Annotated in this window: 18 protein-coding genes; 3 read left to right on the top strand and 15 right to left on the bottom strand. The window is 68.0% G+C overall.

Going from position 1 to position 18,983, the window contains the following annotated elements:
* Positions 1 to 18: 18 nt before the first annotated feature.
* Both AC2YHA_RS04380 and AC2YHA_RS04375 read right to left on the bottom strand, forming a co-directional pair.
* Complete coding sequence (locus AC2YHA_RS04380) at positions 19 to 684, bottom strand: phytanoyl-CoA dioxygenase family protein (protein ID WP_487400512.1); 666 nt, start codon at positions 682 to 684, stop codon at positions 19 to 21.
* A complete protein-coding gene (locus AC2YHA_RS04375; RefSeq protein ID WP_487400511.1) occupies positions 681 to 1,934 on the bottom strand; it encodes a M24 family metallopeptidase in 1,254 nt (417 codons plus the stop codon). The genes AC2YHA_RS04380 and AC2YHA_RS04375 overlap by 4 nt, the downstream gene beginning before the upstream one ends.
* A gap of 78 nt (positions 1,935 to 2,012) precedes the next feature.
* On the opposite strand from AC2YHA_RS04375, the gene AC2YHA_RS04370 reads away from it, so the two are divergent.
* Positions 2,013 to 3,335, top strand: a complete 1,323-nt coding sequence (locus AC2YHA_RS04370; protein ID WP_233782699.1) for a dicarboxylate/amino acid:cation symporter — start codon at positions 2,013 to 2,015, stop codon at positions 3,333 to 3,335.
* A gap of 9 nt (positions 3,336 to 3,344) precedes the next feature.
* Here the strand turns inward: AC2YHA_RS04370 and AC2YHA_RS04365 are convergent, their stop codons facing one another.
* From AC2YHA_RS04365 to recA, 3 genes are all read right to left on the bottom strand, one after another.
* Positions 3,345 to 3,971: a glutathione S-transferase family protein gene (locus tag AC2YHA_RS04365; RefSeq protein WP_487400510.1), complete on the bottom strand. Its 627-nt coding sequence runs from the start codon at positions 3,969 to 3,971 to the stop codon at positions 3,345 to 3,347.
* Positions 3,972 to 3,984: 13 nt separating this feature from the next.
* Positions 3,985 to 4,812: a class I SAM-dependent methyltransferase gene (locus tag AC2YHA_RS04360; protein ID WP_487400509.1), complete on the bottom strand. Its 828-nt coding sequence runs from the start codon at positions 4,810 to 4,812 to the stop codon at positions 3,985 to 3,987.
* A gap of 315 nt (positions 4,813 to 5,127) precedes the next feature.
* Positions 5,128 to 6,213 (bottom strand): recombinase RecA, encoded by a 1,086-nt coding sequence (gene recA / locus AC2YHA_RS04355; protein ID WP_233782702.1) that lies wholly within the window; start codon positions 6,211 to 6,213, stop codon positions 5,128 to 5,130.
* 168 nt (positions 6,214 to 6,381) lie between these two features.
* Between recA and AC2YHA_RS04350 the strand changes: the two genes are divergently transcribed.
* Positions 6,382 to 7,458: an oxidoreductase gene (locus AC2YHA_RS04350; protein WP_487400508.1), complete on the top strand. Its 1,077-nt coding sequence runs from the start codon at positions 6,382 to 6,384 to the stop codon at positions 7,456 to 7,458.
* Between the two features lie 15 nt (positions 7,459 to 7,473).
* Here AC2YHA_RS04350 and AC2YHA_RS04345 read toward each other — a convergent pair whose 3' ends face one another.
* Positions 7,474 to 8,370 (bottom strand): SDR family oxidoreductase, encoded by an 897-nt coding sequence (locus AC2YHA_RS04345; protein ID WP_233782704.1) that lies wholly within the window; start codon positions 8,368 to 8,370, stop codon positions 7,474 to 7,476.
* A 93-nt stretch (positions 8,371 to 8,463) separates the two neighbouring features.
* Here AC2YHA_RS04345 and AC2YHA_RS04340 point away from each other — a divergent pair, with 93 nt between their 5' ends.
* Complete coding sequence (locus AC2YHA_RS04340) at positions 8,464 to 9,357, top strand: helix-turn-helix transcriptional regulator (RefSeq protein WP_487400507.1); 894 nt, start codon at positions 8,464 to 8,466, stop codon at positions 9,355 to 9,357.
* Here the strand turns inward: AC2YHA_RS04340 and AC2YHA_RS04335 are convergent.
* The 9 genes from AC2YHA_RS04335 to AC2YHA_RS04295 all read right to left on the bottom strand — a co-directional run bounded on the left by AC2YHA_RS04335 (position 9,297) and on the right by AC2YHA_RS04295 (position 18,935).
* On the bottom strand, positions 9,297 to 9,575 hold the full coding sequence (locus AC2YHA_RS04335; protein ID WP_233782706.1) for a DUF1467 family protein: 279 nt from the start codon (positions 9,573 to 9,575) through the stop codon (positions 9,297 to 9,299). The two genes, AC2YHA_RS04340 and AC2YHA_RS04335, sit on opposite strands and share 61 nt — an antisense overlap.
* Before the next feature lie 10 nt (positions 9,576 to 9,585).
* The gene (locus tag AC2YHA_RS04330; RefSeq protein WP_487400506.1) at positions 9,586 to 11,229 is read right to left on the bottom strand and encodes a ribonuclease J; all 1,644 of its coding nucleotides are present in this window, start codon (positions 11,227 to 11,229) and stop codon (positions 9,586 to 9,588) included.
* A gap of 106 nt (positions 11,230 to 11,335) precedes the next feature.
* Entirely contained in the window at positions 11,336 to 12,127 is a 792-nt protein-coding gene (locus AC2YHA_RS04325) for a type III pantothenate kinase (RefSeq protein WP_487400505.1), read from the bottom strand.
* A gap of 100 nt (positions 12,128 to 12,227) precedes the next feature.
* Positions 12,228 to 12,926, bottom strand: coding sequence for a biotin--[acetyl-CoA-carboxylase] ligase (locus AC2YHA_RS04320; RefSeq protein WP_487401700.1), 699 nt, complete (start codon positions 12,924 to 12,926; stop codon positions 12,228 to 12,230).
* A gap of 8 nt (positions 12,927 to 12,934) precedes the next feature.
* Positions 12,935 to 14,377, bottom strand: coding sequence for an NADH-quinone oxidoreductase subunit NuoN (nuoN, locus tag AC2YHA_RS04315; protein ID WP_487400504.1), 1,443 nt, complete (start codon positions 14,375 to 14,377; stop codon positions 12,935 to 12,937).
* Positions 14,377 to 15,915: an NADH-quinone oxidoreductase subunit M gene (locus tag AC2YHA_RS04310; protein WP_487400503.1), complete on the bottom strand. Its 1,539-nt coding sequence runs from the start codon at positions 15,913 to 15,915 to the stop codon at positions 14,377 to 14,379. Before AC2YHA_RS04310 ends, nuoN begins: the two co-directional genes overlap by 1 nt.
* The gene (gene nuoL / locus AC2YHA_RS04305) at positions 15,912 to 17,987 is read right to left on the bottom strand and encodes an NADH-quinone oxidoreductase subunit L (protein WP_487400502.1); all 2,076 of its coding nucleotides are present in this window, start codon (positions 17,985 to 17,987) and stop codon (positions 15,912 to 15,914) included. The genes AC2YHA_RS04310 and nuoL overlap by 4 nt, the downstream gene beginning before the upstream one ends.
* A gap of 34 nt (positions 17,988 to 18,021) precedes the next feature.
* Positions 18,022 to 18,327 carry an NADH-quinone oxidoreductase subunit NuoK gene (gene nuoK / locus AC2YHA_RS04300; RefSeq protein ID WP_487400501.1) on the bottom strand — a complete coding sequence of 102 codons (306 nt, stop codon included), beginning with the start codon at positions 18,325 to 18,327 and terminating at the stop codon, positions 18,022 to 18,024.
* Positions 18,324 to 18,935, bottom strand: a complete 612-nt coding sequence (locus AC2YHA_RS04295) for an NADH-quinone oxidoreductase subunit J (protein ID WP_233782713.1) — start codon at positions 18,933 to 18,935, stop codon at positions 18,324 to 18,326. Before AC2YHA_RS04295 ends, nuoK begins: the two co-directional genes overlap by 4 nt.
* Between the last annotated feature and the right edge of the window lie 48 nt (positions 18,936 to 18,983).

The raw sequence follows: 18,983 nt of genomic DNA, 5'->3' as shown, positions 1-18,983 counted from the left end.
GGGAGCAAGGCGACTTGCTCAAGCTGCGACCGCCCAGGCAAGCCCACCCGGCAAGCTATCGGCGGAAAAGTCGATCTGCATAACCCGCCGGTGGCGCCCGGCGGCCGCGCGATCCGAAGCGTGAAGAATGGGGGTCGAATAGAGCCAGACATCCCCCACGCCAGCGAAACACGGGATCTCGCCGGTTGCCGCCACAACGGCGGCGATCCGGTGCTCTTCTATCAACCCCAGGCGATGGGAGCCCGGAGCCACGAGGAGCGGAGCGTTGTCGGCGTCGACCGCATCAACGTGCAGACGCGCGGTCACCATCCGCTCGAGCAGTTCGATCGGCGGCGCGACATGCGGCCGCCCCTGTTTCACGGACCACGGGCCGAAACCCGGAACATCGCACCGCTCGCGTACCTCGATCGTACGATCCTGATGCCATCCCAACGCCCAGTTCCCCCCGTCACGTTTGTCGAAAAGCAGGACTCGAACCGGTCGCGCCGCTTCGCCGATATGCCGGGCGACGATTGCACGGACTCGCGCTACCGCAGATAGGCCGGCGATTTCGATAGGCGCGAGACGATACCCCGGGCGGCCATCCGGAAGCGATCGGAACAGCGTGTCGAGATCGGCGAGATCGCCGGTCTCCAGTAATCCGACGTGATGCTCGAACCCCATTTCGCACAGCGTGGAAATCATCCCAGCGGTGCGTCGATCGACTGCGGCGGCTCACTGAACCATTCCGGGCCACTCTCCGTCATGTGGAAGCAATCCTCCAGACGCACGCCGAACTTGCCGGGCAGGTAGATGCCGGGCTCGTTCGAGAAGCACATGCCTGGGGCGAGGCGCGTGGCCTCGCCGTGGACGAGGTTGACCGGCTCGTGGCCGTCGAGGCCGATGCCGTGGCCGGTGCGGTGCGACAGGCCCGGCAGCGCATAGCGCGGGCCGTAGCCCCAGCGTTCGTATTGCGCACGGACGGCGTCATCGACGCTGCCGGCCGGGACGCCGAGCTTCGCCGCCGTGAAGGCGATCTGCTGGCCCTGGCGGACCTGGTCCCACACCTTGCGGACCTCGGCCGAGGCGCTGCCCTTCACGAAGGTGCGCGAGACATCCGACTGATAGTCCTGGACGGTGCAGCCGCAGTCCATCAGCAGCACCGCGCCGTCGGTCATCTTCTGCGGCTTTCTGCTGCCGTGCGGATAGGCGGCCGATTCGCCGATCAGCGCCATCGAGAACTCCGGGCTGCCGCCGAGCTTGCGCGTCGCGGCGCTCATCAGTGCGCCGATGTCGGACTGGCTCATGCCGGCCTCGACCCGCTCCCACGTCCAGCGATAGGCGGCGATGGTGACGTCGGTCGCCTTCTGCATCAGCGCGATCTCGGCCGGCGTCTTGATCATGCGGCAGCCGCGCACCACCGGATTGGCCGAGACCAGCTTCGATGCCGGCAGATCGCGCGCCAGCGTGTCGGGGATGAAGAAGCGCACGGTCTCCTCGATCCCGATCGAACGGCCGGCAAGCTTGCGGTCTTTGAGGAAGCCGGCGACCAGCGCCAGCGGATCCTCGTCCTCCTGCCACACGCGGACCTCCGCAGGGACGGCAAGCGTCTCGCGCATCCGCGGTTCCTCGAAAAAGGGCGAGACGATGCACGGCTGCCCCTCGACCGGCAGCACCGCCAGCAGCGCGCGCTCGCTGCGGCCCCAGCGGATGCCGGTGAAATAGACGAGGCTCGACCCTGGCTCGACCAGCACGGCGCCGATGCCATGCGCCCGCATCAGCGCCTGCGCACGGGCGAGACGGCGGGCACGTTCCTCCGGGCCGATCGGTACCGCGTCGCCGGTGATATCTCTGAGCGCCGAGAGGTCGGGATCGGCGGCGCGGAGCAGGCCGGGCGTGGCGAGCAGCGGCAGCGCGGCGGCGGCCCGGACGAGGCGGCGGCGGGTCAGGATCATGGCGCCAAGCGATAGGGTGCTTGACCGCGGCGCCGCAATCCCCTTCCTGTGGCCGATGTTCAACGGGGGAGACGGATTTTGGCCAAGCGCCTGACCACCTTCATTCTGATCGGCCTGGTGCTGGGTCTCGTCGTCGGGTGGATCGTCAACGCGGCGTTCGACAGCGGAACGCCCGAATCGGCGGCGACGCTCAAGGAGATCGCCAAATGGTTCGGCATCGTGACGCAGGTGTTCCTGCATCTCATCAAGATGATCATCGCGCCGCTGGTGTTCGGCACTTTGGTGGTCGGCATAGCGCACATGGGCGACACCGGGGCGTTGGGGCGCGTGGGCCTGAAGTCGCTCGGCTGGTTCATCTGCGCGAGCCTGATGTCGCTGACGCTCGGCCTGATCATGGTCCACATCCTGCAGCCGGGCCTGGGGCTCAACCTGCCGCTGCCGCCGGCGAGCGCGGGCAGCGGGCTCGACAAGAGCAAGTTCGACGCGGCCGAGATCATCACCCACATCTTCCCGAGCTCGATCGTCGAGGCGATGGCGAGCAACGACATCCTGCAGATCGTCGTCTTCTCGGTGTTCTTCGGCGTCGCGATCACCGCGGTCGGCGAACGCGCCGCGCCGCTGGTCAAGGCGGCCGAGGCGCTGACGCAGGTGATGCTGCAGGTGACCGACTATGTCATGCGCTTCGCCCCCTTCGCAGTGTTCGCGGCGGTGGCGGCGACGCTGATCGAGCGCGGGCCGAGCGTGATCGGCAAGCTCGCTTACTTCATGGGATCGGTCTATCTGGGCCTCGCGCTGCTGTGGTGCGCGCTGGGGGCGCTGGCGCTGCTGTTCGTCGGCAAGCGGGCGCTGCAGCTGTTCCGCTATATCCGCGAGCCGACCCTGGTCGCCTTCTCGACCGCATCGTCGGAGGCCGCCTTCCCGCGCACGCTGGAGGCGCTCGATCGGTTCGGGGTGCCGCCGCGCATCGCCAGCTTCGTGCTGCCGCTCGGCTATTCGTTCAACCTCGACGGGTCGATGATGTACATGACCTTCGCGTCGCTGTTCATCGCCCAGGCCTATGGCATCCATCTCGACCTCGGCACGCAGATCGCGATGCTGCTGACGCTGATGATCACGTCGAAGGGCATCGCCGGGGTGCCGCGCGCCAGCCTGGTCGTGATCGCGGCGACGCTCAACCAGTTCCACCTGCCCGAGGCGGGGCTGCTGCTGGTGCTGGCGGTCGACCATTTCCTCGACATGGGCCGCTCGGCGACCAACGTGGTCGGCAATGCCGTCGCGGCGAGCGTGGTGGCGCGCTGGGAAGGCGGGCTCGATCCGGCCGAGCCGCCGGTGATCGAACCCGTGCCGGCACCGACCGGCGGCGGGCCGGTGAAGGATGATCAGAGCTTTCGCGATGTGTGAAGCCGCCGGTTAGGCATAGGCATAGGGCCCGCCGGCCTCGAGCGCGGCCTGATATGCAGGGCGGGCATGGATTCTTTCCAGCCACGCGATCGACGCCGGCCGCGAGGCATCGAGGCCAGCGCGGCCGCGAGCGGCTTCGAGGGGGTAGCTCATCATCACGTCGGCGGCGGTGAAGTCGTCGCCGGCGAACCAGGGGCGGCCGGCGAGCTCGCTCTCGATCCAGTCGAGATGGACGTCGATCATCGGCTGGAAGCGCTTGGTCGCCGTCCTCCCCAGCAACGGCACGCGGCTCAGCACGAGCTTGGCGAACAGCACCGGCATCAGCGAGCCCTCGGCATAGTGGAGGAAGTAACGGTAGCGCAGCGCCGAGTCGCGGTGCGCCGGCATGCCGAGCCGGCCATCGGCATGCTCGACCAGATACTCGACGATCGCCCCGGTCTCCGCGACCACCCGCCCCTCGTTCTCGATCACCGGGGACTTGCCGAGCGGGTGCACCTTCCTGAGCTCGGGCGGGGCGAGCATCGTCGCCTTGTTCCGCTCGTAGCGCTTGATCTCATAGGGAAGCCCCAGCTCCTCGAGCAGCCACAGCACGCGCTGCGAGCGCGAGTTCTCGAGATGGTGGACGATGATCGCCATGATGCTCCCCGTTCTAGTGTGCTGCCGACCATATCCATGCGGCGGCGGGGAAGTCGACGACATTGCCATGACGATAGCGCGATACGGCTGCGGCGAGGCGATCGAGCAATGCCGGCTGCACCTCGGGCGGCGCGTCGCGGATCAGTCGCGCTGCGGGGCCGATGCGGCGGAAGAAGGCGACCGCGTCCGTGACCGGGTCTTCGCCCTCGCCGGCGAGATAGGCGTAGTCGACCGGAGTGGCGATCGGATCGCGCCACCCCGCTTCACGGAGGATTGTCTCGACGCGATCGGCGTCTGCGAAAGCGAAAGGCCCCGGCCCGGCTTCGGTCGGTGGCGGTGCATGGCCGAGCACCGCGGCGGGGATCTCCTCGGCCCAGGGACTGAGGCTGCGGTCGCGGAAGCAGGAGAAGATGAGGCGCGCGTCCGGCGCTGCCGCTGCATGGAGCCGGGCGAAGGCCGCGACAGGGTCGGCGAAGAACATCACGCCGTGACGTGAGACGATGAGGTCGAAGGATGCGTGGCGCTCGGTCACGTCGAGCGCATCGCCGGCGACGAAGGCAAGATTGGCGCGGTCCTGCGCACGAGCGGTCGCGACGGCGACGAGTTCGGCAGACAGGTCGATGCCGAGCACCTTCGCATCTGGCCGGGCTGCCGCGAGCGCAAGGCTGGTGCTGCCAGCGCCGCAACCGATATCGGCGGCGCGGAAGCGGTCCGGCGGCGCCGCGGCGAGGATGGCGGCGTCGAAGTGCGGCGTGAACGCGGCGAAGCTGCGGTCGGTGCGGCGCCATTCCTCGGCCCAGGTCCGGCCAACCGTCCCGGTCCATTCGATTGCTCCGGTCAACCACGCTCTCCTTGTTGAGGCCGGCCATTCAAGGAACGGCGGCTCCTTGGATTAATTGCCAAGATGGGCGCTCAGCATAGGTGACATTCGGGTTGTCCACACGTGCCGTTCCAAGTCCCTCCTCTGAAGAGGAGAGGCTTGATGAGCGGAGCCGGTTCGAATTCCGAGGGCACTCCGGCATCCAAAGGTTCCGAAAAACGACATAGCCGCCGCCCTTTTCCCGAAACGGAAAAGGCCCGCCGCGCGGGCGAGCCTTTCCGGGAGCTTGCGGCGTACTCCGCGCATCGGCGGAGCCGTCGCGAAACCTGTCGCGCCTCAGAGATCGTCGTCCCCTGCGTCATCGTCGGCGCCGCCGACCATCATCTCCTCGGCGACCTGCTCGGTCCGGCCGCGGATCGCAGCTTCGAGCCGGGCGGTGATCTCCGGATTCTCCTTGAGGAAGGTCTTGGCGTTCTCGCGGCCCTGGCCGATGCGGACGCTGTCGTAGCTGAACCAGGCGCCCGACTTCTCGACCAACCCGGCCTTGACGCCGAGGTCGAGGATTTCGCCGATCTTCGAGATGCCTTCGCCGTACATGATGTCGAACTCGACCTGCTTGAACGGCGGCGCGACCTTGTTCTTCACCACCTTCACGCGGGTGGTGTTGCCGATGATGTCCTCGCGGTCCTTGATCTGGCCGGTGCGGCGGATGTCGAGGCGGACCGATGCGTAGAACTTGAGCGCGTTGCCGCCGGTGGTCGTCTCCGGATTGCCGTACATCACGCCGATCTTCATGCGCAGCTGATTGATGAAGATCACCATGCAGCGCGAGCGGCTGATCGAGCCGGTGAGCTTGCGCAGCGACTGCGACATCAGCCGCGCCTGCAGGCCGACATGGCTGTCGCCCATCTCGCCTTCGATCTCGGCCCTGGGCACCAGCGCGGCGACCGAATCGACCACCAGCACATCGATCGCGTTCGAGCGCACCAGCGTGTCGGTGATCTCCAGCGCCTGCTCGCCGGTATCGGGCTGCGACACGATCAGTTCGTCGATGTCGACGCCGAGCTTCTTGGCATAGACCGGGTCGAGCGCGTGCTCGGCATCGACGAAGGCGGCGGTACCGCCGTTACGCTGAGCCTCCGCGATGACGTGGAGCGCGAGCGTGGTCTTGCCCGAGCTTTCGGGACCGTAGACCTCGATCACGCGGCCGCGCGGCAGGCCGCCGACGCCGAGCGCGATGTCGAGCCCGAGCGACCCCGTGGAGATCGCCTCGACCTGCATTGCCTCTTTCGAGCCGAGCCGCATCGCGCTGCCCTTGCCGAACGCGCGGTCGATCTGTGCGAGGGCGGCGTCGAGCGCCTTCTGACGATCAGAGTTGGTGGTTGCCATGCCGGTATCGATGACCTTCAGGTTCGCTGCCATTGGGAAGCTCCGTCGCTAGGGCATCCACGCGCCCGGTTCAACGCTTTGTAAGGCGTACGTATCGCATTTGTTCTCATGGAACAAGAGCGGAACGAAATTTTTTCGTGCGGCCCGCCCCTCCTGCCCTGCGGTTGACCGGTCCGGCTGCCGCTGCGACATCGCGACACTATGACGACATCGACCGAAACCGCCGCCGTCCGGGCCGGGCTGATCGGCTACGGCTATGCCGGCAAGACCTTCCATGCGCCGATGATGCTGGCGACGCGCGGCCTGGCGCTCACGGCGGTCGTGTCCAGCGATCCGGCCAAGGTCGGGCGCGATTTGCCCGACGTCGAGGTGATCGCCGATCCGCAGGCCCTGATCGCGCGGGACGACATCGAGCTGGTCGTGATCGCCTCCCCCAACGCGAGCCACGCCCCGCTTGCGGCCACTGCGCTCGCGGCCGGCAAGCATGTGGTCGTCGACAAGCCCTTCACCCTCAACCTCGCCGAGGCGCGGAAGGTGGTGGCGCTCGCCGAGGCCCAGGAGCAGCTGCTGGCGGTGTTCCATAACCGGCGCTGGGACAGCGACTTCCTCGGCGTGCGGCAGGCCATCCAGAGCGGGCTGCTCGGACGCGTCACCCATTTCGAGTCGCATTTCGATCGCTTCCGGCCCGAGGTGCGCCAGCGCTGGCGCGAGGGGCCGGGGCCCGGGAGCGGGATCTGGTTCGATCTCGGGCCGCATCTCATCGATCAGGCGCTCCAGCTGTTCGGGCTTCCGCAGCGCGTACAGGCGGACCTCGCCATGCAGCGGAGCGGCGCGCTGACCGACGACTGGGCGCATGTCGTGCTCGATTACGGGGCGCTGCGGGTGATCCTCCATGCCGGAATGATGGTGGCGGGCGGCAGCAGCCGGTTCGTCGTGCACGGGGAGAAAGGAAGTTTGGTCAAGCGCAAGCCGGACCGGCAGGAGGCGCAGCTGCTCGCGGGGATGACGCCGGGCAGCCCCGGGTGGGGCACGGACGACGACGACATGCTGTTCTACGACGGATCGGGCGACGAGCGGCGGATCGCGGCGCCGGCCGGCGATCAGCTGAGCTTCTATCGCGGCGTCGCCGATGCTGTGCGCGGCGCCGCGCCGAACCCGGTGCCGCCGATCGAGGCACTGACCGTGATGGCCGTGCTCGAGGCGGCAGCCGAATCCGCGCGCGACGGCCGGACGGTCGCGCTGCCGCTGACCGAGCAGGAGCGCGCCGCGTTGGCGTGAGCGGTGGCCGGCGGGTCAGGCTGCAGGCACTTCCAGCCGTTCGAGATCGGCGATCAGGCCGGGACCGGTCGGCTGCCATCCCAGCTGCGCGCGCGTCCATTCGCTCGATGCGGGAAGGTCCCTCGCCGCGAAATGTGCGAGCCAGCCGAAATGGGCTCCGGCCTCCTCCGGAGCAATCGACGCCACCGGCAGTCCGAGGCGGCGGCCGATGGTTTCGGCGATCTCGCGCGTCGGGACGCCCTCTTCGGCAACGGCATGGTATCTGGCATTCGGCTCCGCGCGCTCGAGCACGAGCCGGTAGAGGCGCGCCACGTCGAGCACATGCGCGGCCGGCCAGCGGTTATCTCCCTCCCCGACATAGGCGAACACCCCCTTTTCGCGCGCGATCTCGATCGCCGGGGTGACGAGGCCCTGCTTGCGCGTGTCGTGAACCTGCGGAAGCCGCACCACCGACACATTGGCTCCGGCAGCCGCAGCGGCAGCGGCTGCCTCTTCCGATGCGGCGCGCGGAACCACCGAGGAGCTGACGGTCGGACCATCCTCCCTCGCCGGCTCCGCTGGCACGGTGTTACCGATGGCGGTGCCGGACGTCACGATCAGCGGCCGGTCCGAACCGGCGAGCGCGGCACCCAGGGCCTCGACGACACGCCGGTCGTCCTCGCAATTCTGCGCGAAGGTCGAGAAGTCGTGGTTGAAGGCGAGATGGATGACGCCGTCGGAGCGGGCGGCGCCGCTCGTCAGGCTGTCCCGGTCCGCGATCGATCCGCGGTGCGGTTCAGCCCCGGCAGCGGCGAGCGCCGCGACGCCCTGTTCCGAGCGTGTGAGGCCGAGGACCTGATGCCCCGCCGCCAACAGCTCCCGCACGACCGCCGAGCCGATGAATCCGGTCGCGCCGGTGACGAATACCCGCATGAGATGGTCTCCATGATTTCTGCGGAGACGAATCTGGCGGGTCGCGCTATCCTGTTAAAGACGAGACATTATCCTGGTATAAGAGCTAACAGCATGGGCACATCCGGCCAGAGCGACAACCGCCTCGGCGCCTATCTGAAGGATCGGCGGGGAAAACTCGATCCGGCGGCGTTCGGTTTTCCGGGCACGCGCCGGCGCACGCCCGGTCTGCGCCGCGAGGAAGTGGCGCAGCGGGCCAACATCAGCGCGACCTGGTACACCTGGCTCGAGCAGGGACGCGGCGGCGCGCCTTCGGCCGAGGTGCTCGACCGGATCGCCTCTGCGCTCATGCTGACCGAGGTCGAGCGTGAGCATCTCTTCCTCCTGGGGCTGGGGCACCCGCCGGAGGCGCGCTATCGGAAGGACGAGGGTGTCTCCCCGCGCCTGCAGCACGTGCTGGACCGGCTCGAACCGAGCCCGGCGATGATCCGGACGGCGACATGGGACGTCGTCGCATGGAACCGCGCGGTGGCGGTGACGCTGACCGACTATGGCTCGCTGCCGCCGGGGCAGCGCAACATCCTGCGCGCCATCTTCCTCGACCGGCGCGTCCGCGAGGCTCAATATGACTGGAAGAGCGTGGCGCGGTTCGTCGTCGGGGTTTTCCGTGTGGACGCCGCCCGCGCCGGCGCATCGGCGGAGGTGACCTCCTTCGTCGAGGAGCTCTGCCTGCTGAGCCCCGAGTTCGAGGCGATGTGGCGCGAGAACGACGTCCACAGCTATGGCGAGGGCACCAAGCACATCCGGCATCCGCTGCTCGGGCCGATCTCTTTCGAATATTCGGCCTTCGCGGTCGACGGCAGGACCGACCTCAGCATGATCGTCTACAATCCGGTCGATCCGGGCCTTTCCGACAAAATCCAGTCGCTCATCGACGAGGCCGATACTCAGCCCGCCGGCCGGCCCCAGCGCGTCCAGTCGAGCATGTCGGCGGTGACCCAGCCGTAGACGTAGTTGAGCAGGAATAGCCCCCACAGGATCGTCGCGACGATCGTCACGCGGAGCGCGATGCGGCCGGGCCGGAAGACGTGGGGCGCGCTCTCGGCCTGACCCGGCACCAGCTCGGCACCCGCCTCGTGCGCGGTGCGGACGCCGAAGGGGAGCACGAGGAAGACCGAGAAGGCCCAGAACAGGGCATAGATGGCGATCGCGGACTTCCAGTTCATCGCGGAAATCCTACGCCTGGATCACCAGCACGTCGACGATTGGCTTCTTGCCCGTCCAGCGCGTGGCGACGCGGCGAACGGCGAGACGCAGGGCCTCGCGGAGGGTGTCGAGTCCCTTGCCGCGGCTGTCCTTGACCGCCTTTTCGGCGGCGTCGACCGCTTCATCGAGGAAGGGCTCCCGCTCCTCCTCGACCGGAATGCCCTGGAGCCGCACTTCAGGCTCGCCGATCAGCGAGCCGTCCTTGCGGATCGCCACCGCGACCGAGATCTGGCCATAGGCGGCGATGCGGCGGCGCTCGTTGATGGTGCCGCCGTCCGCCGGCAGGATCACGTCGCCGTCGAGCGCGAGGCGTCCGACCAGGGCCTCACCGATCTTCTCGGGCGTGCCGGGGGCGAGACGGATGATGTCGCCGTCCTTTTGCAGCACCGCGCCGGGGACGCCGTTCTCCAGCGCGAAGCGGGCGTGTTCGGCGAGGTGGCGCATCTCGCCGTGGACCGGCATCACCAGCTGCGGGCGGATCCAGTGGTACATCGACTGGAGCTCCGGGCGCCCGGGATGGCCGGAGACGTGGACGAAGGCCTGGCGGTCGGTGATGATCTCGACGCCCGCAGTGGCAAGCTTGTTCTGGATCTCGCCGATCGCGCGCTCGTTGCCGGGGATCTGCTTGGAGGAGAAGACGACGGTGTCGCCGCGAGCCAGCTTGATCGGGTGGCTGTCGTCGGCGATGCGCGCGAGCGCGGCGCGCGGCTCGCCCTGGCCGCCGGTGGCGACGATCAGCACCTGGCTGCGCGGCAGGCCCATCGCCGTCTCCCAGTCGACCGTCTCGGGGAAGCCCTTGAGATAGCCGACAGAGCGGGCGACGCGCAGGATTCGGTCGAGCGAGCGGCCGGCGACGCAGAGGGTGCGGCCGGTGTCCTTGGCGACCTCGCCCAGCGTGGCAAGGCGCGCGGCGTTGGAGGCGAAGGTGGTGACGAGCACGCGGCCCTTCGCCGCCGAGATCACCTCGTCGAGCCCGGCGCGGACCTCGGCCTCGCTGCCCGACGCTTCGGGGTTGAAGACGTTGGTGGAGTCACAGACCAGCGCGAAGATGCCCTTGTCGCCGATCTGGGTCAGCTCCTCGGCGGTCGAGGTGGAGCCGAGCAGCGGGGTCTCGTCGATCTTCCAGTCGCCGGTGTGGAAGATGCGGCCGTGCGACGTCTCGATGAGGAGGGCGTTGCCCTCGGGGATCGAGTGGGCGAGCGGGACATAGGTCACGGCGAATGGGCCGAGCTGGACCTTGCCGTCCTCGCGGACGACGTGGAGCTTGACCTGGTCGGAGATGCCCTCCTCGTCGAGCTTCTCGCGGATCAGGCCGGCGGTGAAGGGCGAGGCGTAGAGCGGGACGCCCAATTCGGCGGCGAAATAGGGCAGCGCGCCGATGTGATCCTCGTGCCCGTGGGTCAGGAAGATGCCGACGAGATCGTCGAGCCGCTCCTCGATGAACGAGAGGTCGGGCAGCAGCACGTCGACGCCGGGATAGTCGGGATCGGCGAAGGTCACGCCGCAATCGACCATCAGCCACTTGCCGTTGCAGCCGTAGAGATTGACGTTCATGCCGATCTCGCCGGACCCGCCGAGCGCGACGAAGAGGAGTTCGTTGTTGGGGTTGGTCACTTGAGTCCTTTGGAAAACCGTATCCCCGCGAAGGCGGGAATCCAGGGGGTAACGGAGAGTGTCGCTTGAGCCCCCTGGGCTCCCGCCTACGCGGGAGCACATATCATTACTTCATATGGGCCCGCTGCCACACCAGCGCCAGCCCCTGGAGTGTGAGATCGGGTTCGTAGATGTCGAACACGTCGGTATGCTTTTCGAACAAGATGGCGAGGCCGCCGGTGCTGATCACCTTCGCCGGGCGGCCGATCTCGGCCTTGGTGCGGGCGACCAGACCCTCGATCATCGCGACATAGCCCCAGTAGATGCCGATGTTCATCTGGTCGACGGTGTTGCGGCCGATCACGCTGCGGCTCTCGGGCGCCTCGATCGCGATGCGGGGGAGCTTGGCGGCGGCGCTCACCAGCGCGTCGAGCGACAGGTTGATGCCCGGCGCGATGATGCCGCCCTTGTAGGCACCCGAATAGTCGACGACGTCGAAGGTGGTGGCGGTGCCGAAATCGATGATGATCGCGTCGCCCGGATGACTCGCATGCGCGGCGATGCAGTTGAGCGCGCGGTCGGCGCCGAGGTTCTGCGGCTCGTCGACGTCGAGCGCGAAGTCCCAGCCGCCCTCCCCCGCGATCATCGCCTCGCCGCCGAAATATTTGCTGGCGAGCATCTGGAGGTTGTGGAGCGCGCGCGGGACGACGGTGCCGATGATGACGCCGGTCACCGCCGATCGATCGAGCCCCTCGAGCGCGAGGAGCTGGCTCAGCCATACCGCATATTCGTCGAAGGTACGGCGCGGATCGGTGGCGATGCGCCAGCGCGCCCGGATCGCGTCCGGCCCCGGCGGCGCGTCGAGGTCGATCAGCGCGAAGACGACGTTGGTATTGCCGGCATCGATCGCGAGCAGCATTGCCCTCAAACCCTCCGTTCGTGTCGAGCGAAGTCGAGACACGCTGGTGTCGCCCAGCCCGTTCCTCGACTTCGCTCGGAACGAACGGGTGGGAATGCCCTCAGATGAGGAACACGTCGCCTGCGTGCATGACATGCCGGCCGCCGTCGGCCAAGCGCAGGATGAGCGCGCCCTGGCTGTCGAGCCCGTCGAACAGGCCGTCGACGCTGGTGCCGTCGGGCAGGCGCGCGGTAAGCGCGGTGCCGACCGGATGCGCGCGCTCCAGCCAGCGCTGGCGGATCGGGGCGAGCCCCTCCCCTCGCCAGCGCGCGAGCCAGCGGGCGAAGGATTCGGCGAGCGTCTCGGCGAAGACGGCGGGGTCGACGGTGGTGTCGTGGTCGGCGAGGCTGGTGGTCGGGCGGTCGGCGAGGCCGGGGTGATGCGCGAGGTTGACGCCGCAGCCGATCACCACCGCATCGCCGGCGCGTTCGAGGAGGATGCCTGCGATCTTCGCTCCCTCAAGGAGCAGGTCGTTGGGCCATTTGAGCGCGAGAGCGGTGCCGCCATGTGCGGCCACCGCCTCCTCCACAGCCACGCCTGCGACCAGTGCCAGCGTCGGGGGCGGCGGATCGGCGGGGCGCAGGCGGACCAGCGTGCTACCGTAGAAATTGCCCGCCTCGGAGACCCACGGCCGCCCTTGCCGCCCGCGTCCGGCGGTCTGGCGTTCGGCGCGGAGCCACCAGCCCTCCTCCGCACCGCCGGCGGCGGCGAGCGCGAGGAGGTCGGCGTTGGTCGATCCCGTCTCGGCGACGGTACGGATCGTCGGCGTCAGAACAGCGAGCCCGCCGCGACCTGGGTCCAGCGGCCGAGCGGCGCCAGCAGGAACCAGCCCACCGGCGACACCAGCACCGCCGCGACCGCGATCAGCCCGCCCTCGATCACGCTGCCGCGCGGGAAGGCCTCGGCCGGCGCGTCGAAGTACATGACCTTGACGATGCGCAGGTAATAATAGGCACCGATCACCGAGGCGACGAAGCCGGCGACCGCGAGCGGGAACAGCCCCGCGCCGACCGCGGCGTCGAACACCGCCAGCTTGGCGTTGAACCCGAGCAGCGGCGGGATGCCGGCCAGGCTGAACATGAAGATCGCCATCGCCAGCGCCAGCCCCGGCCGCGTGCGCGACAGGCCGGCGAGGCTGTCGATCGCCTCGACCTGCTGCCCCTCGGCATCGCGCATCTGCAGCACGACGATGAAGCTGCCGAGAGTCATGGTGATGTAGACGGTGAGGTAGAACAGCACCGCGGCGACGCCCTGCGGCGTACCGGCGGCGAGGCCGACCAGCACGAAGCCGACGTTGTTGATCGACGAATAGGCGAGCAGGCGCTTGACGTTGCGCTGCCCGATCGCGGCGACCGCGCCGAAGATGATCGAGGCGAGCGCGGCGAAGATCACGATCTGGCGCCACTGGCTCTCGGCCGGACCCATCGCCTCGATCGCGACGCGCACGCTGAGCGCCATCGCCGCCACCTTGGGCGCCGAAGCGAAGAAGGCGGTGACCGGGGTCGGCGCGCCCTCATAGACGTCGGGCGTCCACATGTGGAACGGCACCGCCGCGAGCTTGAAGGCGAGGCCCGCGAACACGAACACCAGGCCGATCAGCAGCCCGGTCGAATGGCCGCGCTCATAGGCGGCGGCGACCAGCTCGAAATTGGTCGAGCCCGAGAAGCCGTAGACCAGCGAAATGCCGTAGAGCAGGATGCCCGATGCGAGCGCGCCCAGCACGAAATATTTGAGGCCCGCTTCCGCCGAGCGGCCGTCGCGGCGCATGAAGCTCGCCAGCACATAGGCGGCGAGGCTCTGCAGCTCGAGGCCGATGTAGAGCGACAGCATGTCGCCGGCCGAGGCCATCACGCCCATGCCGATCGCCGACAGCAGCATCAGCACCGGATATTCCGGGCGCAGGTCGTCGCCGCTGGTGCGCTGGAAGAATCCAGGTGCGATGATGATCGATACCGCGGTGCCGGCGTAGATCAGCACCTTGGCGAAGGCAGCGAAGCCGTCGGCGCGGTAGAGGCCGTCGAAGGCGACTGCGCCGCTCGACGACGGGCCGATCAGCGCGATGCCGGCGCCGATCAGCACGGCGACCGCGGTCCAGCTCACCGCGCGGGTCGAGGCCTGGCCGCCCCAGGCGGCGACCAGCATCAGCACGAGCGCGCCGATGCCGAGTACGATCTCCGGCAGCGTCAGCAGGGTCTGGTGGGCGAGCGACATCAGTGCGCCTCCCCATGCGTGGCTTCAGCGGCGTGGGCGGCAGGCACGGCGGCGGGGTTGCCGGGGGTCGGCAGCGAATCGCCGGCCGGCTTGGCGCGGTCGACGCGGGCGAGCAGCGTGGTCACATCGTTGCGCATCGGCGCGAGGAAGCTCTCCGGATAGACGCCCATCCACAGCACCACCGCGGCGAGCGCGCCGAGCATCGCCAGCTCGCGGCGGTTGAGGTCGGGCATGGCCTTGACGTCGTCGTGGACGAGATCGCCGAACACGACGCGGCGGTAGAGATAGAGCATGTAGGCGGCGCCCAGGATGATGCCGGTGGTGCAGACGAGCGTGATCCACGTCGACACCTGATAGGTGCCCATCAGGCTCAGCACCTCGCCGACGAAGTTGCTGGTGCCGGGCAGACCGACCGAGGCCATGGTGAACAGCATGAACAGCACGGCGTAGCGCGGCATGTTGATCGCGAGGCCGCCGTAGCGGGCGATCTCGCGGGTGTGGAGCCGGTCGTAGATCACGCCGACGCAGAGGAACAGCGCGCCCGAGACCAGGCCGTGGCCCAGCATCACCATCATCGCGCCCTCGATGCCCTGCTGGTTGAAGGCGAACAGACCGATGGTGACGATCGCCATATGCGCGACCGAGGAATAGGCGATCAGCTTCTTCATGTCGCTCTGCACCAGCGCGACCAGCGAGGTATAGACCACGGCGATCGCCGACAGGCCGAACACCAGCCAGATCAGCTCAGCCGACGCCTCAGGGAACATCGGCAGCGAGAAGCGCAGGAAGCCGTAGCCGCCGAGCTTCAACAGCACGCCCGCCAGGATCACCGAGCCCGCGGTCGGCGCCTGCACGTGCGCGTCGGGCAGCCAAGTGTGGACCGGCCACATCGGCATCTTGACCGCGAACGAGGCGAAGAAGGCGAGCCACAGCCAGGTCTGCGCGTGAACCGGGAAGTCGTGCGTCAGCAGTGTCGGGATATAAGTGGTCCCCGCCTCCTGGCTCATCCACAGCATCGCCACCAGCATCAGCAGCGAGCCGAGCAGCGTGTAGAGGAAGAACTTGTACGACGCGTAGATGCGGTTGGCGCCGCCCCAGATGCCGATGATCAGGTACATCGGGATCAGGCCGCCTTCGAAGAAGATGTAGAACAGGAACAGGTCCTGCGCGGCGAAGGTGCCGATCATCAGCAGCTCGGTCGCGAGGAACGCGGCCATATATTCGGGCACGCGCTCGGTGATCGCATCCCAGCTCGCGCCGATGCAGATCGGCATCAGGAACACGCTGAGCAGGATCAGCAGCAGCGCGAAGCCGTCGATGCCGAGCGCCCAGGCGAAGCGCCCGAACAGCGGCACGTTCTCGACGAACTGCCACTGCGCGCCGCCGACGTCGAAATTGGCCCAGAGCACGATGCCGAGCGCGAGGTCGATGAACGTCGCGATCAGCGCGATCCAGCGTGCGGTGCTGGCGTTGACCAGCAGGCAGGCGACCGCGCCGAGCGCGGGCACCAGCAGCATGAGGGAAAGGATGCCGCTCATCGTGCCACCACCCAGGTCACCGCCGCGACCAGGCCGAGCAGCATCACGAACGCATAGGTGTAGAGGTAACCCGACTGGAGCCGCGCCGTGACGCCGCTGCCGCGCGCCACCACCCAGGCGACGCCGTTGGGACCGAAGCGGTCGATCGTGCCTTCGTCACCGCCCTTCCAGAACAGGCGGCCGATCGCGAATGCGGGCTTCACGAACAGCACGTTGTAGACCTCATCGAAGTACCATTTGTTGAGCAGGAAGCGGTAGAGGACGCGGAACATGTCGGCGAACTGGGCCGGGAACTCCGGCGCGCGGATGTAGGCGAGCCAGGCGATCAACAGGCCGAGCAGCATCACGATCGTCGCCGAGAGCTTCACCAGCACCGGCACCTCGTGCATCGCATGCATCAGATGCTCGTTGAAGGCGACCGCGCCGTGCCAGAAGCTCTCGCCGGCGGTCGGCTCGATGAAGAAGCCGTGGAACACCAAGCCCGCGAGCACCGCGCCGACTGACAGCAGCGCCAGCGGCAGCAGCATCGTCCACGGGCTCTCGTGCGGATGATAGCCGGCGGTGCCCTCGTGCAGGTCGTGCGCGCCGGGTTCGTCGACATGCTGGTCGTGGCCAGCGCCCTCATCGACGCCGTGATGGCCGTGGCCGTGCGCGTCGTGAACGGCGTGCTGGATATGCTCCGAGTTCGCCCAGCGCGGCTTGCCCCAGAAGGTCAGGAACATAAGGCGCCAGGAATAGAAGCTGGTCAGCAGCGCCGCGAACACGCCGACGTAGAAGGCGAGCTGGCTGGTGCCGCCGGCCGCCCAGGCCGCCTCGATGATCGCATCCTTCGAGTGGAAGCCGGCGAAGCCGATCGCGGCATTGCCGAAGATGCCGGGAATGCCGACACCGGTGATCGCGAGCGTGCCCGCCATCATCGCCCAGAAGGTGATCGGGATGTGCTTCCTCAGGCCCCCGTAGAAGCGCATGTCCTGCTCATGGTGCATGGCATGGATCACCGAGCCGGCGCCGAGGAACAGCAGCGCCTTGAAGAAGGCGTGGGTGAACAGGTGGAACATCGCCGCGCCATACGCGCCGACGCCGGCGGCGAAGAACATGTAGCCGAGCTGCGAGCAGGTCGAATAGGCGATCACGCGCTTGATGTCGTTCTGCACCGTGCCGACGGTGGCGGCGAACAGGCAGGTCGCGGCGCCGATGAAGGTGACGAAGCCCATCGCCACCGGGCTGGTCTCGAACATCGGCGACAGGCGGCAGACCATGAACACGCCCGCGGTCACCATCGTCGCGGCGTGGATCAGCGCCGACACCGGGGTCGGACCCTCCATCGCGTCGGGAAGCCAGGTGTGCAAGCCCAGCTGCGCCGACTTGCCCATCGCGCCGATGAACAACAGGATGCACAGCACCGTCATCGTGTCGAACCGGTGGCCGAGAAAGCCGATCGTGCTACCGGCCATGCCCGGCGCCGCCTCAAGGATCGCCGGGATCGAGATCGTCCCGAACACGAGATAGGTGCCGAAGATGCCGAGCATGAAGCCGAGGTCGCCCACACGGTTCACCACGAACGCCTTGATCGCGGCGGCGTTGGCGCTCGGCTTCTTGAACCAGAATCCGATCAGCAGGTACGAGGCGAGGCCGACGCCTTCCCAGCCGAAGAACATCTGGAGCAGGTTGTCCGCCGTCACCAGCATCAGCATCGCGAAGGTGAACAGCGACAGATAGGCGAAGAACCGCGGCTGATCCGGGTCCTCGTCCATATACCCCCAGCTATAGAGGTGGACGAGCGCCGACACGCTGGTGATCACCACCAGCATCACCGCGGTGAGCGCATCGACTCGGAGCGCCCAGGCGACGTCGAGCGTGCCCGACCTGATCCAGGTGAACACCGGCTCGACATGCGCCTCGGCATGGCCGCCGAGGAAGCCGATGAAGATCGGCCAGGACAGCAGGCACGACACGAATAGGCCCGCGGTGGTGATCACCTTGGGGAAGGTCGTGCCGAACGCGCGGTTGCTCAGCCCCGCGACGGCGGCGGCGAGCAGCGGCAGGAAGACAATGACGGCGATCGGCGTCATAGGACGCCGCCCCGGTGACGGTTATTGTTCTGCATCACCCCTTCATCCGGTTGACGTCGTCGACCGAGATCGTGCCGCGGCCGCGGAAATAGATGACCAGGATCGCGAGCCCGATCGCCGCCTCGCCCGCGGCGACGGTCAGCACGAACATCGCGAACACCTGCCCGACCAGGTCCTGGAGATACGCCGAGAAGGCGACAAGGTTGAGGTTCACGGCCAGCAGGATGAGCTCGATCGCCATCAGGATCAGGATCAGGTTCTTGCGGTTGGCGACGAGGCCGAACACGCCGAGCCCGAACAGGATCGCGGCGACGACCAGATAGTGCGTGAGGCCGATCACAGCTCCACCCCCTGCCCGACGGGCGCATCGATGTTGCGGACGGAGTCCTTGGAGCGGCGGCTCACCTGGCTCCAGATCTTCTGCGGACGCGTGTCGCGGCGCTCGCGGTGGGTCAGCACGATCGCGCCGATCATCGCCACCAGCAGCACCAGGCCGGCGCCCTCGAACACGAACAGGTAGCGCGTGTAGAGCAGCCGCCCGATTCCCTCGATGTTGGGCACTGCGGCGTCGATCGGGGCGGCGCGCGCGGCGAGGTCGACCCCGCCGGCGCTCCACGCGCCCGCGCCGATCACCACCTCGGCGGCGACCACCAGCGCCAGCGCCAGCCCCAGCGCGCCGTAGCGCACGAAGCCGGCGCGCAGCTCGGCGAAGTCGATGTCGAGCATCATGACGACGAACAGGAACAGCACTGCGACCGCGCCGACGTAGACGATCACCAGCAGCATCGCGATGAACTCGGCGCCCGCGAGCACCATCAGCCCCGCCGCGTTGAAGAAGGCGAGGATCAGCCACAGCACCGAATGCACCGGATTGCGCGACGTGATCGTCAGCGCTGCCGACACGATCACGATCGCGGCGAACAGGTAGAAGGCAATGGCCTGGATCATGCGCGCGCATCCTTGCGCTTGCAGCTCGCGGCCCCGGCTTGCGCCGGG

The sequence above is a fragment of the Sphingomonas sp. SRI_018 genome (assembly GCF_057586275.1).
Note: the sequence above shows the minus strand (reverse complement) of the source record. Positions and strands in the feature narration are given on the sequence as shown.

Coding starts and splice junctions, on each gene's coding strand:
- AC2YHA_RS04380 (WP_487400512.1), bottom strand. CDS start 684: ATGATTTCCACGCTGTGCGAAATGGGGTTCGAGCATCACGTCGGATTA.
- AC2YHA_RS04375 (WP_487400511.1), bottom strand. CDS start 1,934: ATGATCCTGACCCGCCGCCGCCTCGTCCGGGCCGCCGCCGCGCTGCCG.
- AC2YHA_RS04365 (WP_487400510.1), bottom strand. CDS start 3,971: ATGGCGATCATCGTCCACCATCTCGAGAACTCGCGCTCGCAGCGCGTG.
- recA (WP_233782702.1), bottom strand. CDS start 6,213: ATGGCAGCGAACCTGAAGGTCATCGATACCGGCATGGCAACCACCAAC.
- AC2YHA_RS04350 (WP_487400508.1), top strand. CDS start 6,382: ATGACGACATCGACCGAAACCGCCGCCGTCCGGGCCGGGCTGATCGGC.
- AC2YHA_RS04345 (WP_233782704.1), bottom strand. CDS start 8,370: ATGCGGGTATTCGTCACCGGCGCGACCGGATTCATCGGCTCGGCGGTC.
- AC2YHA_RS04340 (WP_487400507.1), top strand. CDS start 8,464: ATGGGCACATCCGGCCAGAGCGACAACCGCCTCGGCGCCTATCTGAAG.
- AC2YHA_RS04335 (WP_233782706.1), bottom strand. CDS start 9,575: ATGAACTGGAAGTCCGCGATCGCCATCTATGCCCTGTTCTGGGCCTTC.
- AC2YHA_RS04325 (WP_487400505.1), bottom strand. CDS start 12,127: ATGCTGCTCGCGATCGATGCCGGCAATACCAACGTCGTCTTCGCGCTG.
- nuoN (WP_487400504.1), bottom strand. CDS start 14,377: ATGTCGCTCGCCCACCAGACCCTGCTGACGCTGCCGGAGATCGTACTC.
- AC2YHA_RS04310 (WP_487400503.1), bottom strand. CDS start 15,915: ATGAGCGGCATCCTTTCCCTCATGCTGCTGGTGCCCGCGCTCGGCGCG.
- nuoL (WP_487400502.1), bottom strand. CDS start 17,987: ATGACGCCGATCGCCGTCATTGTCTTCCTGCCGCTGCTCGCCGCCGCC.
- AC2YHA_RS04295 (WP_233782713.1), bottom strand. CDS start 18,935: ATGATCCAGGCCATTGCCTTCTACCTGTTCGCCGCGATCGTGATCGTG.